Source organism: Bradyrhizobium agreste, assembly GCF_016031625.1.
Classification (GTDB): domain Bacteria; phylum Pseudomonadota; class Alphaproteobacteria; order Rhizobiales; family Xanthobacteraceae; genus Bradyrhizobium; species Bradyrhizobium agreste.
Genome location: NZ_JACCHP010000001.1, coordinates 296,216 through 309,471, shown reverse-complemented (window position 1 = coordinate 309,471; position 13,256 = coordinate 296,216). Strand labels below are relative to the sequence as shown.

Here is a 13,256-nt window from a genome sequence, read left to right as displayed (position 1 = left end):
GCCTCATGCCCGTCGGAGCGGCTGCTTGGCCGTGGCGGCATGTTCCAGGGAGAACTTCGGTACCGATGACGAGCCATGAGAGCCAAGGCTTACGAGGCTGATGTCCGATCCAATCGGCAGCTCAAGCGCCTCGGGTCGCAGATAGACGGACCCATCCAGCTGTGAACCTAGCCGTTGCTCGGCTGCTGTCATCCTTGCCTCGTCTGCCGCGATAAACAGGACTTTGAACCCTCGCCTTGCAAACCACTCCATACGGCGAAGCTCGAGCTCCTGACCGCGATCGAGCGGCACTCCTGCCGGTGTCCGTTCGATCATGGAGGCAGGCGGAAAGTTCGTCACTCCGGTCATCCTTGCAGCTTCCAACAAATCACCAAGATCTTCCCAGCATGCAAACGGGTCGATCATGACGATCGCCGCATAGCAGGAAAGGGGCACTTTGGGCCCCGCTTGCAAGTCCCGCAGGAGACAGTCGTTCCAGTCGATGACGGGAAGCGTGGCCATGACCAGCATGGCGTTCGGTGGAAGGGTCCGCAGTGACGGCGCATAGATCGTCATCTGATCACCGCGAGACGCGGAGAGACTTGCGGCAAGGCGACCTAAGACATTGGCTCTCACGGTTTCTACCCAACCCTACCCAATTGATGCTTCAGCCGATCTTACACGCCGCTTCATGCAGGTCTAGACCACGACGTTCGTCCTGCTTTCTTTGGCGCAGGAGCCAGGTTCGGCTGGGAAGGGATGGTCGTCGGCGCCGTCTCCTGCTGGCTGCTTAATTGGGCTCTCCGCGCCTGTCCTGAGTGCCGGATGCGATTTGCTGCAGCGTACTGAGCGAGCTCCGCTCGCGGTGAAAGAGGGTCCGTGAAGCGTCTCGGGTATGAAAATTTCGGGCGAGCTATCTGCGCCCTACGGATCCGCTAGCAGACCGGCTCGTCTGCTTCCTCCCTGACTGGCGCCGCTGCTGGAAAACTCCGGCAGCGGCATCTTTTTGAAGCGGAGCGCGCTTCGCCGCGCTGTCGGGAACTGGTGTCGCGGAATTGGACGGCTCGCGACCATGCGGGAGCCCAATCCAACAAAGATCCGCCGGCTACGCTTGCCCCAGTCAGTTCAGAGAATTGCTTCGAAGGCCTCCCGTGACGGTGGCCGCCGTTATGCGGGGCTTCAAAAGAATGGGCAGAGACTGACTTGTTCATGCGTGGATCCGGCTGAGGCTAGGGCGGCGTTGGTTCAGAGCTGAGCCAGGTAATCGCTGACCTTGACTGGCTCAGGCAGCACCTTGCGCGCGACCAGCCAATCGGTGGCCTTTTGCAATTCGGACACGAATTTCTCGTCGTTGACCGGGAAGTAGCGATATGTCCGGTTCAGTGCGATGAACTGATCGCGCACCTGGTCGCTGTATTTGCCGGCCTTCTGCGCGATGTACTCCGCGTCCTTGCCGTTCTCCGAGATCCATTTCCCCTCGGCGCGAAATGCTTCGTTGACCGCGCGGACCAGCGCCGGGTTTTCGGTCGCGAATTTGCGCGTGGTGAGATAGGAGGTGTAGTCGATTTGGAAATCCAGGTCGCGGCCCTCGAGGAAGATATCGTGCGCCTTGTATTCGAGCCGGGCGATGTCGACGCCGGGGCTCCACATCGACCACGCGTCGACCTTTCCGGAGGCGAGGGCCGGTGCCGCATCCGGCGGATTGAGGTAGACGAATTTCACTGCGGAGCGATCGACCTTGTGCTTCTCGAGCGCCGCGACCAGCAGGAATTCGCCGAGACCGGAACGGTTCACCGCCACCGACTTGCCGACCAGATCCTCAATCCTGTTGATGCCGGAATCGTCCTTCGCGATGATCGCGGTGGTGCGCGGCTCGTAGACCACGAACTGAGTGAACACGAGCGGGGAGCCCGCGATTATCGCGGCCAGCGCCGGGGTCGTGCTGCCGCCGAAGCTGAAATCGGCGCTACCGCCGGTCACCGCCTGCAGCGTCGGGGCGTGGTTCGGGAACGGCCCCAGCCATTCGACCTTGATGCCGTCCTTGGCGAGCAGCTTCTCGAACTGGCCGCGCTCCTTGGCGATCAGGTTCAGGCCGCTCAAACCCCAGGTCAGGCGAACGGTGTCGGTGACACGGCCGGTCGCCGCCTCCGCGGTCTGGGACAGGTCAAAGCCCGCCAGCGCGCCGATGCCGAAGGCGGCGCCGCCGAGGAAACCGCGGCGGGAAGGGTTTGCGAATTTAGACATGACAGTGTCCTTCCGGAGAACTCAGGCAGGGATGGGGTGGGAGGCGACGACGCCGAGCTCGGCCAGCAGCTCGGCGCGCGCAATCGACCGCGCACCATGACCGCTGGTGCGATGCTCGAAGGCGATCCGACCGTCGCGCATCACCAGGATGCGGTCCGCTAGCGCGATCGCTTCATCCACGTCATGGGTGACGAGGAGCACGCCGGGCCGGTGCGTGGCCACCAATTCGCGCACCAGATGGTGCATGCGGATGCGGGTCAGCGCGTCGAGCGCGGCAAAGGGTTCATCAAGCAGGAGCAACTCGGGTTCCTGCATCAGGGCGCGGGCCAGCGCAACGCGCTGCGCCTCGCCGCCGGAGAGGTTACGCGGCCAGTCGTCGAGCCGGTCACCGAGCCCGACCTCGGCCAGCGCCGCGGCCGCACGCTCGCGGGCATCGGCTGCCTGCAGGCCGAGTGCCACGTTGCGCCACAGGGTGTCCCACGGCAGCAGCCGGTGCTCCTGAAAGACCACCGCTGGGCGACGCGGTGCGGCGATGCGCCCGCCGTCGATCGGGTCGAGCCCGGCCAGCGCACGGAGCAGCGTGGTCTTGCCGCAGCCGCTTTCACCGAGCAGGGCAACGAACTCGCCGCGCTCGATGCGCAGGTTGAGGTTCTCGATCACGACGCGGCTGCCGTAGGCGCGATAGAGATGTGTCACGGCGACGGCCGGCGAAGCCGCGGTCGAAGAGGGGACAACGTGCAAGGTCACCGTGTGCCCCCATAGTTCGGATGCCAAGCCAGCAGGCGACGCTCGAGAGTGCGGGCGATCGCGTCGGCTGCGACGCCGATCAGCGCGTAGATCACGATCGTCAGCACGATCACGTCGGTGCGCAGGAATTCGCGCGCGTCCATGGCGAGAAAGCCGATCCCGGATTGCGCGCCGATGGTTTCGGCCACCACCAGCGCCAGCCACGCGGTGGCCAGTGCATAGCGAACCCCAGTCAGGATCGAGGGCAGGGCGCCCGGCAGGACAATGCGCCGGATCAGGTCCAGCGTGCCGAGCCCTTGCACGCGGCCAAGCTCGATCAGCTTCGGGTCGATCTGCCGGATCCCGAGCGTGGTGTTGATATAGATCGGGAAGGCCACGCCAAGCGCGACCAAAAAGATCTTCTCGGCTTCGCCGACGCCGAGCCAGACGATCACCAGCGGTAGCAGGGCGAGGAACGGTATCGCACGGATCATCTGGACGCTGCGATCGATGGCGGCCTCCGCGATCCGCGAAAAGCCGACCAGGATGCCTAGTGCGAAGCCGATGCTGGCGCCGATGGTAAAGCCCCCAATCGCGCGCAGCAGGCTGATGCCGAGGTCGTTCAGCAAACTTCCCGAGGCCGCCAGCTTGAATGCGGTCCTGAGCACCTTGCTCGGCGCGGGCAGTACCTGCGGCGACAACCAGCCGGCCTGCGCCAGCAGCTCCCAGACGATGAGAAGCACGACCGGAGCAAGCCACGACAACAGCAGCAAACCGCGCCGGCCGATCTCGAACGGAACCTTCCGAGCGCGTGAGACGGCATTGTCGCTGGGCTGCGCGGCATCGAATGCGACCGATGAGGCGGTCTGTTCGAGGTTGCTCAAGATGAATTCGTCCTTGTTAATCGCTGCGCACGATAGTCGTTGATGCGGCGCATGTCTTCGTTCACCCGGTCGGCAATGTGTCGCCATTCGAATGAAACCGTCGTTCACGCGCCGCAAACTGTCCCACGATTTTCGGCGGACAGAAATAGAGTGGTTTTCCAATTGTCGTTTGTTCCCGAGTTTTCTGATTTATCCGTGTGCGCAACACGACAAGGAAAATCTTTTGATGCGGCGTCGCTTGATCTCTCGCCGCGCTTTGCGGAAAACGGGTCAATGCGAAGGAGAATTCGGGAGAGACAGCCGATGACGATACGACCGCTCCGTTTTGGCATCTGGGCGCTGGTGCACGGTTCGCGCGCTGCCTATCAGGATCCCGAAGAGCCATACGATGCATCATGGGAGCGCAATCGCGATCTCGTGCTCGCGGCGGAGGCGCTGGGTTACGATTCCACGCTGATCGCGCAGCATACGATCAATCCGCACCAGGAGGATCTCGATCAGCTCGAGGCCTGGAGCGCGGCGGCCGCACTGGCGGCCCTGACCAGCCGGATCGAGATCATCGCGGCCATCAAGCCCTATCTCTACCATCCGGTCGTGCTGGCCAAGCTTGCGCTCGGGATCGAGAACATCAGCCAAGGCCGGTTCGCCATTAATCTGGTCAATGCCTGGAATCGGCCCGAGCTCGACAGGGCGGGCATCGGTTTCGCCGAGCACGACGCCCGCTATGCCTACGGCCGCGAATGGATCACGGTGGTGTCGCGCCTGATGCAAGGCGAGCGGCTGACCTATAAGGGCGAGCATTTCGACGTCCGCGACTATGTGTTGCGGCCGGCGAGCCTCTACCGGCCTCGGCCGTTGATCTATGTCGGCGGTGAATCCGAACCGGCGCGCGCATTGGTTGCCGATCACGGCGATGTCTGGTTCATCAACGGACAGCCGCTCGAGGATGTCGCCGGCTTGATTGCCGACGTGGCGGCCCGGCCGCGTGCCGGGGCGCCGCTCCGTTTCGGCCTGTCCGCCTTTGTCATCACGCGCGAAACGCACGCCGAGGCGCAAGCCGCCTATGAGCGGCTGCTCGATCTGTCGAAGAAGGATGCGCCGATCAAGGCGATCCAGAAGCAGAACACCGACCCGAAGGTCGTCATGATGCAGACCATGCAGAAATCGGCGCGGGTCGGCAGCAACGGCGGGACCGCCGCGGGGTTGGTCGGCAGCTACGACGAGGTGGCGGCCCGCATTCGGGCGTTTCATGCCGCTGGAATCGAATTGTTCATGCTGCAATTCCAGCCGTTCGAGGCGGAGATGGAGCGTTTTGCCAAGGAGATTATCCCGCGGGTGCACGCGGCGCCGCCGACCAAAGTCAACGACAGGCCGACGCTCGTGACCGGCGCCTGCTAAATGGCGCCAGTGATGCCGATGGGACACGCGTGAGAGACTGAATCACGGGCGGCCACGAGCAAGACAAAAATATCCGTCTCCGCTGGCCGTCCTTGCGCGGAATCTCGTGTCGCGCCTCATCGCAGCGGCGAAACATTCGGTATCCGGCACACGAATCTTCTTCCGCCGGTGAGGGCTGAGAAAGCTTCGTCCAACTCTCTGCAAATATCTGAAATTGCCGGCGGCGTTTGCGCGCGTAACGATGGTGGTGCAACGCGGTACGCGATCGAGTCCGCCCGGAGACGTGAGTCATGACCATCCAACCCGACCGCGCCGAGCGGCTATCCGCGCAGCCCGGATCCGTGGAGTTTGACGCCGATGTGTTGGTGCTCGGCGGCGGACCGGCCGGTACCTGGGTGGCGGTGAGCGCCGCTGAACGCGGCGCGCGCGTGGTGCTGGCTGACAAGGGCTTTTGCGGCACCTCGGGCGCGACTGCGGCGGCCGGCACCGGCGCATGTCGATCCGGATCCGGCGTCGCGCGAGGTCGCGATGGCTAACCGCGAGAAAATGGGTAGCTACCTCCAGGATCGTCGCTGGATGGCGCGCGTATCGTCTGGCCGATTGGGGCTATCCCTATCCGATGGACGAGCGCGGCCGGTCGCAACGCAACTCGCTGCAGGGGCCTGAATATATGCGCCTGATGCTCAAGCGCACCAAGCAGGCCGGCGTCACCATCCTCGATCACAGTCCTGCGCTCGAACTGCTCGTGGACGACAGCGGCGCCGTTGCCGGCGCCAACGGCCTGCGCAGGCAGAAGCATGACCGCTGGACGGTCTCGCTGCGCCCGAGCGGCCAAGGCCACCTGCAACTGGATGACTGAATGGACGCACATCAATTCCTGACTGCGGTGCGGCCTATCGAATTTCTGCCGCCCGTCGCACCTGCACCGGCCGCAAACGACGCCATGGTGCGGTACGAGGCGGCCTCGAAGGTCTATCGCGCCTACCGCGACAATCCCTGCAGGCGCTGCAGGACATCGATTTTGCATCCCGCGCGGCTCGATCAACGGTGTGATTGGGCGCTCCGGCGCCGGCAAATCGAGCCTGGTGCGGCTCATGAACGGGCTGGAAAAGCCATCGACCCCAGCCGGCTTCAGCAGGTAGACGCTGGCGAGCTGACGATGGGTTCCGGCGGTTGCTCGCTGTCGGTTTTGGCCAGCCGCGCGGCGAGTGCCGCACATTGGTTGCGGATATCGGGGATCGCAATGATCTCCCAGAAGGCGGCGCGGGTCAGCGGTCCGATTGCGAACAGCCGGCGCGAGCCAATGCCGTTGCGATCTATGATCGCGCAGTCGGCGTCCGTATCGATACCAATACAGAGCGGGTCGACCCGTGCGAGGCCCCGATCGACCAGGCTGCGTACCGCTGGATTTGGCGTGGCGCGGGGATCCTTGACGATGCCGGTGCAATGGATGACGGCGCCGACCTGCATGTCGCGAATGTCGACATCGCCGCGTCGGCAATATCTGACCCAGACGGCGGCATTAGGCTCAGTACCGATCACCTTCACCGCCAACAGGGTGAGCTGCCCCTTATAGATGGCTTGGGTGATCCGCCCCTCCAGTTCGGGCGCCATACGATGGCGATGCACGTCCCACCAGGCGCGCGTGCTCCAGGAAGCGACGCTTGGAGATCGGTGAAAGTTCGCGCCATAGCCGCTGGGTATACGGACGAAGACCGTCGATGACACCGCGCCAGTCTCCTCCCTCAGCGATGTGGCGGTCAATGCGGTCCCGCAGCCAGCGCAGCAACCTGTTGATTCCGGCGCCGAACGGAACCTCGGTCTCCGCGATAGGCACAGCATCGACCCGGCGACGGGGTCTTGCGAGCACGCCTCGCAGCGACATCGCGATGATCGGGCCTCGGTGCCCATCGCGGAGCAGCGACAGGACGTAGTCGACCATCGTCAGTCCGGTGCCGAGGATCAGAACGGTTGCGTCGGGGGAGATGGGAGCGGCTGAAGGCGACGCCCAGGGATCTGCATGCCCCGGACTGCTAGCTCTTGTGTCATGTCCGGTCGCGAGGATGACGGCGTCTCCGAGAAGCGCGCGGCCATCCTCCAGAGTTGACCAGGACGTCGGCGTCGCTTTCGCTGATGCCGACGCAAGTGCCATGCACGAGAGAGGTGGCGCGTCCGCCCGATCCGATGCCTGCTGTTCGAGCAGGCTCGCGATGTAGTCGCCAATATATGCGCCGAGGCACAAAGCAATAGGGATCTGGACATGCGTGATGATGATCACGTGACGCTCGCCGCAACCCGTCATGCTGTGGCTCTACCGATCAGCCGGCCGCACACGATTGTGCGGTGCTAGGGATAATTTTCAAAGTGCCGCGACGTAATCTAATTTCGGTGCCGGATGCGGTGGCGCCAGCGTGGAATTGGGCCACTTTCGACCCAAGCGTGGTGGATGCGTGAGGCGCGGTTAGCCGTGCGGCCCGAATAGAAAGAGCTCGTGGAGATTATCCCGTCCGTCGGCCGCCGCCGAGCGCGCAAGTCTTCGGCGCCATCTCTGTACTCGCCGAGTCATACGACGAAGAACCTGAAGCCAAGACGCTGCCGGCTGCATAGACTGTCCTCCGCATTGCAGATGTTGTGGAACATAGCATATCTTGGTGCGGGCCGGACCCGAATGTCGGCGGTTTATGCAACTTTGAAACCGAAAACGCGCGGCGCGTTTCCTTGCAGGAAGATAATTCGGCCGGCAGGCGCGCCAAAGAGAAATCCATTCTTGCAGACTGACGTAACGACGATGAGCCACGCGCGATGCTGTCGTGTTCCACGTTGCGCGTGTGACATCTGTCGGCCAGCTCGAAGAAGCCCCGTCGTGCATGGGCAAAGCAAAATGCTGGCGTACCAGGGTGAAGGGATAGTCCAGACCACGAACGCCTGATGGGCGGCGGCGAGAGCCGAAAGGTGATAAAAATCCTGGGGCTGCAAGGCCTGTGCCGGCTCGGGTCCGCCGCCCGCACCATTTTACATTGGATATCTGCCACTTTCTGCGCCACTCGCGTGGCTTGCAACCAGGAATCGATGTATATTTTTTAGTTAGCGGCAGCCGACCGTCCCATGGGAGACGCTCCCCTTCGCGCTGCAGGATTGGTTGAAAATCAAATTGTAGTGCCAGCTCGGCCGAGGAGATGTGATGTTTGCAGACGTGAAAGGACCATCCTTCATTTTTTGGCCTGTTGGCTGCGGAGACAGCACGACCATTGTGATCAGTGAATCCGAAGTGCTCCAGATTGATTTGAACGACAAGGTCATGGCGGAGGACGACGATAATGAGCACATCCCGCTAGTTGATGAACTGGTCGCGAAGCTCCCCGAGCGCGACGGGAAACCCTACCTGTCTTGCTTCGTGCTCACGCATCCTGACCAGGACCACTGCCGTGGCTTCGCAGATCTGCTCAAAAGGGTTGTTATCGGAGAGCTATGGCATAGCCCGCACATCTTCCGGGAGTATGAAGACGAGAAGGTCCTATGCGAGGATGCGGAAGTATTCCGCAAGGAAGCCCATCGTCGTGCGGCAAAGACGATAAAAGTCGGCGGCGATCCCGGTGCCGGGAATCGCGTGAGGGTCATCGGTTACAGCTCTCTGTTCGAGCCTGGCGAAAAATACCATGATCTGCCGAAGCAGTTCTACACGCGACCGGGCTCTTCGATCACCCTACTTGATGGCGCAGACGTCAGCGACAGATTCCACGCCTTCATTCACGGTCCCTTCAAAGAGGGGGAAGCCGATGCCCGCAACGAAACCAGCGTCACGATGCGCTTGATCATTGGGTCTCAGGACCACCCGATGTATGGATTGTTCCTAGGCGATGTCTCCTACCCGACATTGATGCAAACCTTTCAGCAAACGCACGATCACAACAATGATCCCATGTTGAATTGGAACGTGCTGCTGGCCCCGCATCACTGCTCGAAGAAGGTGATGTACGAAGACGATGTGCTACAGCAGGACGCGATGGACGAGCTTCAAACGGCTCAGCTAGACATCGGTTACATCGTCGCCAGCTCGCCGGAATTCCCGGCGTCGAACTCCTCTGGCGACAACCCGCCACACGTAAAGGCGAGGAACCGCTATGAGGAGATCGTCAACACCGCTTTCTTGTGCACGGGTGAATACAGCACACCTGAGAATCTGCGGCCGATCATCTTCACCGTGAATGAGAACGGCGTTTTCCTCGACGACGATGAATACGAGGTGTCTGATAGCGCGCGAGAAACGTTGGCGTTGGCAGCGGCCGTGGCCGCCGCTCGCGGGCGCGCCGCACCTCCAAGCGCCAAAGTTGGTTTCGGCCGCGAATGAAATCCGAAGGACAGGCTTGGGCGCTCGGCCAACTAGCTGAAATTGTTCAAGCCTCCTCCGGATCGCTCGAGATTATCGAAATCGTCGAGCCGGCCGTCCAAGGCGAGACAGCATCCGTCTCGCTGTCGGTGGATTGCTCAGGGTATCCTCGCAAAGAGGGCGGCATTCCGCTTAAGGCGCGGGAAAGGCTGCTACTTAAGCTTCCAGCCAAATTCCCCTTGGAATTGCCGCGCTTGCACTTCGCGCATAAGCGCTATCGTGACTTCTCGCACGTGCAATGGGGTGACTATATCTGTCTCTATCAAGCACCCGATAGCGAGTGGCAGCCGGAAGATGGTCTATTCGGCTTTATGCAGCGTGTCGATGATTGGCTCCGAGCGGCCGCTGTAAGTGAACTAGATCCCGCTGGGATGCCCCTGCATCCGCCCGTCACCTATGGAGTCAGCGGCACAAAGGTCGTCCCGACACAGAATACACCCACGCCAGAACCGCCCTTCTGGGCGGGATATGCGAAGATCACGCGCGAGAACGAGAACCGCATCGAACTCGGCCAATGGATTGAGCACTCCGGCACTATCCCTGACGGCCGGTTGGCTGCCGTCGTGCTTCTGCCAACAGGGATGCCGCACGAATATCCAGACACGCTCTCGGGGCTCCTGAAGGAGCTTAAAGCTCGTGATGTGCCCGTTGAGATTATTCGGTTGATGATCCAGCTCGGCGTGCTGAGAAGTGAAAGCGGCAAGTCACTCATCTTCGTTTTGGGCGCCGCCATGCGAGGCATTGCGGGCGGACAACGTCTGCAGCACCAAGCTTGCTGGCAGATCGACGCTAAGCGCGTCGATGAAATCCGCGAGGCTATCAAGGCTTCTACGGACGATAGTCCGGTTGATATCGCCGACTTCTATATTTGGGCCGAAAAGGCCAAAATCGAGTGGTGCGGCGTCCTTGAGGACCGCCCCGAGATCGTTACGAGAAGGGATGCCGAAAGCGCTTTGGCATGGTGGGCTGGGCGCCATGTTGTTCTGTTTGGTTGCGGAGCGATCGGGAGCGCTGTCGCCATGCTGCTTGCTCGGGCAGGTGTCGGCAAATTGCAGCTGTATGACAAAGACTCGGTCAAGCCAGGCATCTTGGTCAGACAGTTGTTCGACAGATATCAGATCGGCGTCAACAAAGCGAAAGCGACTGCAGAAAACGTCCGCTTCGCGAATCCTTCTGTCGAGGCTCTCCAGTCGAGCGCGGATGTCGTTAGATTGCTTGAAAACACCGATAGACTGGCAGATGTCCTGGCCGCTGACGTGATCATCAATGCAACTGCTTCGACGATGGTCGCAACCTCACTTGAGAAGCAATTTCAGGGCTGGCCGAAAACCCACCCGCCAATCATCTCCATGGCTCTTGGGCATAAAGCCGATCAGGCGCTAATGACCATGGCAGTACAAGACGCCCCCGGCATTACGCTGGACATTGACCGCCGCACAAAGATCGCCTTGTCCAATCTACCCAAAGCAAAGCACGTCCTTGACGAATTCTGGCCTGTAAGTCCCGACCGGACGCGCTTGTTTCAGCCGGAACCTGGTTGCTCCAGTCCTACCTTCCGCGGCTCTGCCGCTGACGTTATGGCACTCACCGCGCAAATGACGAACGTCGCAAGCCGATGGTTGGCAAATCCATCGGCTGCTGTCTCGCGCGCCAGGTCCTTTGATCTGACGGGGCAACGCACAGGCGCTCTTCGTGAATTCGAGTTTGACTGGCCAAGTGATGTCATTCTTCCGGACGGTCGCAACGATTTCCAAGTCCGCGTAAGTCAAGCTGCCCTTTCCGGAATGCGCTCGTGGATGCGCAGATCAGAGCGGGTGAATGGTCGGCACGTTGAAACAGGCGGCATCCTGTTTGGCCACACCGATGAATTCCTGAAGATTATCTGGGTAGACGAGATTAGTGGGCCGCCCCCGGACAGCGTTCAGTCTGCCGCCGCTTTCGTCTGCGGCACGGCGGGGGTTTTCGAAATGAATGCGGAAAAGATCAAAAGGACCAGGAAGTCTGTTGCATTTGTCGGAATGTGGCACACGCATCCAGGGGGAATGCCTCTTCCTAGCCATACCGATTATAGCGCGATGGCGAAGCTCCTCACGGGGGATGAATTCCAGGCCAAGCGCTTTCTAATGATGATCATAGGGGCTGACTCATCGCGGCCCCTCATTTCGGGGACGGTCTTTGAGCGCGCCGACTACCAGTCCTAACCCGCAGCCTAAGCGGCCGTTTATCGGACTCGCCCTGTCTGGAGGAGGCGCACGTGCAATGGCGTTCCACTTGGGATGTTTGCGGGCACTTCATGACCGAGGCCTCCTTGACAAAGTAAAGGTGGTCTCCACCGTCTCGGGGGGCAGTGTAATCGGTGCGTGCTATGCTTACAGCTCCGATGATTTCACCACATTTGACAAGAAGCTGGTTGAGCTGCTTCAAAATGGCATCCAGCGGATGATCGTGAAAGAGACGCTGCTAAGCTCTCAGATTGCGAAAATTCTCCTGACGTTGATTATAACCGGCCTGCCGACCCTAGCTCTGTGGTGCTTATCATCACTTCTCGCGTTGCTGCGAATTTTTACTGGAATTCCGACGAGAAGAATCGAGCGTAGCCTAGCAACGTTTCGGCAATCCCTACCCATCTTGGGCAGCCTCACTACGGCATTCGAGCAGGCTTTGACCAGGCTTTTTGGATCGAAGACCGTCCGCGACGTTGCGCGCCCAGGATTACATGTGGTCATAAATGCCTGTGATCTGAAGACAGGCACGGCGTTCCGATTTGGCTCTCAAAGGTCCGGTGGTTGGCGATATGGCCAAATTGACGGTGTGGCTCCAACCGTCGCAAAAGCGGTGGCCGCCTCAGCGGCCTTCCCGATCATTCTGCCGCCGTTGATCGAAACCTTCCGGTTCACCAAAGCTGGCCGCGCCCAAACGCAGACCGTCGTCCTGACTGATGGCGGAGTGTTCGATAACTTGGGTGTGGCTGTACTGGAACCAGGTCGGGACGGGGACATTACTGACACATATCCCGTCACGCACATCATCAGCCTGAATGCGGGCCCCGGCCAGCTCGACGGAGGTGACCACCCATTCTGGTGGGCCAGCCGCGTAGCAAAGTCCTTTGAAGCTGTGCATCGGAAGTCGCAGGACCACGTCTATGCCCGGCTTCACCGCCATGTTGAGACCGGAGACCTAGAGGGTTTTGGAATGGTCTATCTCGGCCAGCAGGACCAACGATTGCCCCATCGTCCGGCTGACTTGGTGAGCCGCGACGAAGTGCGCCAGTATCCGACAGACTTTGCGCCTATCCCTGCCAAAGACCTTCATCTTTTGGTCAAACGGGGCGAACAGCTCACCCACATTATCATTGATCGCTATATGCCGCATCTCTGAAAGGTGTTGGCGATCGACCGTACGGCATGGACCTTCATTTCCGAAGTTTCTGCCCGGACGTCTTCTCACCGTACTTCTGTTAATGTAGCTGAATCCTATGCCGTCCAAGAGCTCGCCATTAGGCGCTCTGGACGACTGAAGCTTTTCCTCTCTCATCCCGACACTAAAAAGTTCTTGAGCGCGGTTCTATTGCGTCTCAAGCCCATCTCCCGTTGCGCATCTAACCCCAATGCACGGCCAATAGGGCGGGGAAACTAGGC

The 13,256-nt window shown here is 60.8% G+C and carries 12 protein-coding genes and 1 pseudogene; 7 read left to right on the top strand and 6 right to left on the bottom strand.

Annotated elements, in window-relative coordinates:
• Positions 1–3 precede the first annotated feature (3 nt).
• The 4 genes from HZZ13_RS01230 to HZZ13_RS01215 all read right to left on the bottom strand — a co-directional run bounded on the left by HZZ13_RS01230 (position 4) and on the right by HZZ13_RS01215 (position 3,737).
• Entirely contained in the window at positions 4–555 is a 552-nt protein-coding gene (locus HZZ13_RS01230) for a hypothetical protein (RefSeq protein WP_197957855.1), read from the bottom strand.
• Positions 556–1,224: 669 nt separating this feature from the next.
• Positions 1,225–2,223, bottom strand: coding sequence for an NrtA/SsuA/CpmA family ABC transporter substrate-binding protein (locus HZZ13_RS01225; protein WP_197957854.1), 999 nt, complete (start codon positions 2,221–2,223; stop codon positions 1,225–1,227).
• Positions 2,224–2,244: 21 nt separating this feature from the next.
• Positions 2,245–2,970, bottom strand: a complete 726-nt coding sequence (locus HZZ13_RS01220; RefSeq protein ID WP_197957853.1) for an ABC transporter ATP-binding protein — start codon at positions 2,968–2,970, stop codon at positions 2,245–2,247.
• Positions 2,967–3,737: an ABC transporter permease subunit gene (locus HZZ13_RS01215; RefSeq protein ID WP_197958089.1), complete on the bottom strand. Its 771-nt coding sequence runs from the start codon at positions 3,735–3,737 to the stop codon at positions 2,967–2,969. Before HZZ13_RS01215 ends, HZZ13_RS01220 begins: the two co-directional genes overlap by 4 nt.
• Before the next feature lie 399 nt (positions 3,738–4,136).
• Here HZZ13_RS01215 and HZZ13_RS01210 point away from each other — a divergent pair, with 399 nt between their 5' ends.
• The 4 genes and pseudogenes from HZZ13_RS01210 to HZZ13_RS37565 form a co-directional block, all read left to right on the top strand.
• A complete protein-coding gene (locus tag HZZ13_RS01210) occupies positions 4,137–5,231 on the top strand; it encodes an LLM class flavin-dependent oxidoreductase (protein WP_197957852.1) in 1,095 nt (364 codons plus the stop codon).
• A gap of 290 nt (positions 5,232–5,521) precedes the next feature.
• A complete protein-coding gene (locus HZZ13_RS36590) occupies positions 5,522–5,767 on the top strand; it encodes an FAD-dependent oxidoreductase (RefSeq protein ID WP_246504237.1) in 246 nt (81 codons plus the stop codon).
• Between the two features lie 83 nt (positions 5,768–5,850).
• Positions 5,851–6,090, top strand: coding sequence for a hypothetical protein (locus tag HZZ13_RS36585; RefSeq protein WP_246504236.1), 240 nt, complete (start codon positions 5,851–5,853; stop codon positions 6,088–6,090).
• An 84-nt stretch (positions 6,091–6,174) separates the two neighbouring features.
• Positions 6,175–6,352: pseudogene (locus tag HZZ13_RS37565) on the top strand (ATP-binding cassette domain-containing protein); the annotation flags it as partial.
• A 10-nt stretch (positions 6,353–6,362) separates the two neighbouring features.
• On the opposite strand, the gene HZZ13_RS01195 reads toward HZZ13_RS37565, so the two are convergent.
• Together HZZ13_RS01195 and HZZ13_RS01190 are read right to left on the bottom strand one after the other, a co-directional pair.
• Complete coding sequence (locus HZZ13_RS01195; protein WP_197957851.1) at positions 6,363–6,845, bottom strand: FAD/NAD(P)-binding protein; 483 nt, start codon at positions 6,843–6,845, stop codon at positions 6,363–6,365.
• Positions 6,802–7,509, bottom strand: coding sequence for an FAD/NAD(P)-binding protein (locus HZZ13_RS01190; RefSeq protein WP_197957850.1), 708 nt, complete (start codon positions 7,507–7,509; stop codon positions 6,802–6,804). The genes HZZ13_RS01195 and HZZ13_RS01190 overlap by 44 nt, the downstream gene beginning before the upstream one ends.
• 903 nt (positions 7,510–8,412) lie before the next feature.
• Between HZZ13_RS01190 and mblB the strand changes: the two genes are divergently transcribed.
• Genes mblB through HZZ13_RS01175 form a run of 3 tightly spaced genes read left to right on the top strand, consistent with a single transcriptional unit; the run spans position 8,413 to position 12,996 of the window.
• Entirely contained in the window at positions 8,413–9,579 is a 1,167-nt protein-coding gene (mblB, locus tag HZZ13_RS01185) for an anti-phage 6A-MBL system MBL-fold protein (RefSeq protein ID WP_197957849.1), read from the top strand.
• On the top strand, positions 9,576–11,819 hold the full coding sequence (gene cap2-3 / locus HZZ13_RS01180) for an anti-phage 6A-MBL system cap2_3 protein (protein ID WP_197957848.1): 2,244 nt from the start codon (positions 9,576–9,578) through the stop codon (positions 11,817–11,819). The genes mblB and cap2-3 overlap by 4 nt, the downstream gene beginning before the upstream one ends.
• The gene (locus tag HZZ13_RS01175) at positions 11,794–12,996 is read left to right on the top strand and encodes a patatin-like phospholipase family protein (RefSeq protein WP_283817099.1); all 1,203 of its coding nucleotides are present in this window, start codon (positions 11,794–11,796) and stop codon (positions 12,994–12,996) included. Before cap2-3 ends, HZZ13_RS01175 begins: the two co-directional genes overlap by 26 nt.
• Positions 12,997–13,256 lie beyond the last annotated feature (260 nt).

Coding starts and splice junctions, on each gene's coding strand:
- HZZ13_RS01230 (WP_197957855.1), bottom strand. CDS start 555: ATGACGATCTATGCGCCGTCACTGCGGACCCTTCCACCGAACGCCATG.
- HZZ13_RS01225 (WP_197957854.1), bottom strand. CDS start 2,223: ATGTCTAAATTCGCAAACCCTTCCCGCCGCGGTTTCCTCGGCGGCGCC.
- HZZ13_RS01210 (WP_197957852.1), top strand. CDS start 4,137: ATGACGATACGACCGCTCCGTTTTGGCATCTGGGCGCTGGTGCACGGT.
- HZZ13_RS36590 (WP_246504237.1), top strand. CDS start 5,522: ATGACCATCCAACCCGACCGCGCCGAGCGGCTATCCGCGCAGCCCGGA.
- HZZ13_RS36585 (WP_246504236.1), top strand. CDS start 5,851: ATGGACGAGCGCGGCCGGTCGCAACGCAACTCGCTGCAGGGGCCTGAA.
- HZZ13_RS01195 (WP_197957851.1), bottom strand. CDS start 6,845: ATGGCGCCCGAACTGGAGGGGCGGATCACCCAAGCCATCTATAAGGGG.
- mblB (WP_197957849.1), top strand. CDS start 8,413: ATGTTTGCAGACGTGAAAGGACCATCCTTCATTTTTTGGCCTGTTGGC.
- cap2-3 (WP_197957848.1), top strand. CDS start 9,576: ATGAAATCCGAAGGACAGGCTTGGGCGCTCGGCCAACTAGCTGAAATT.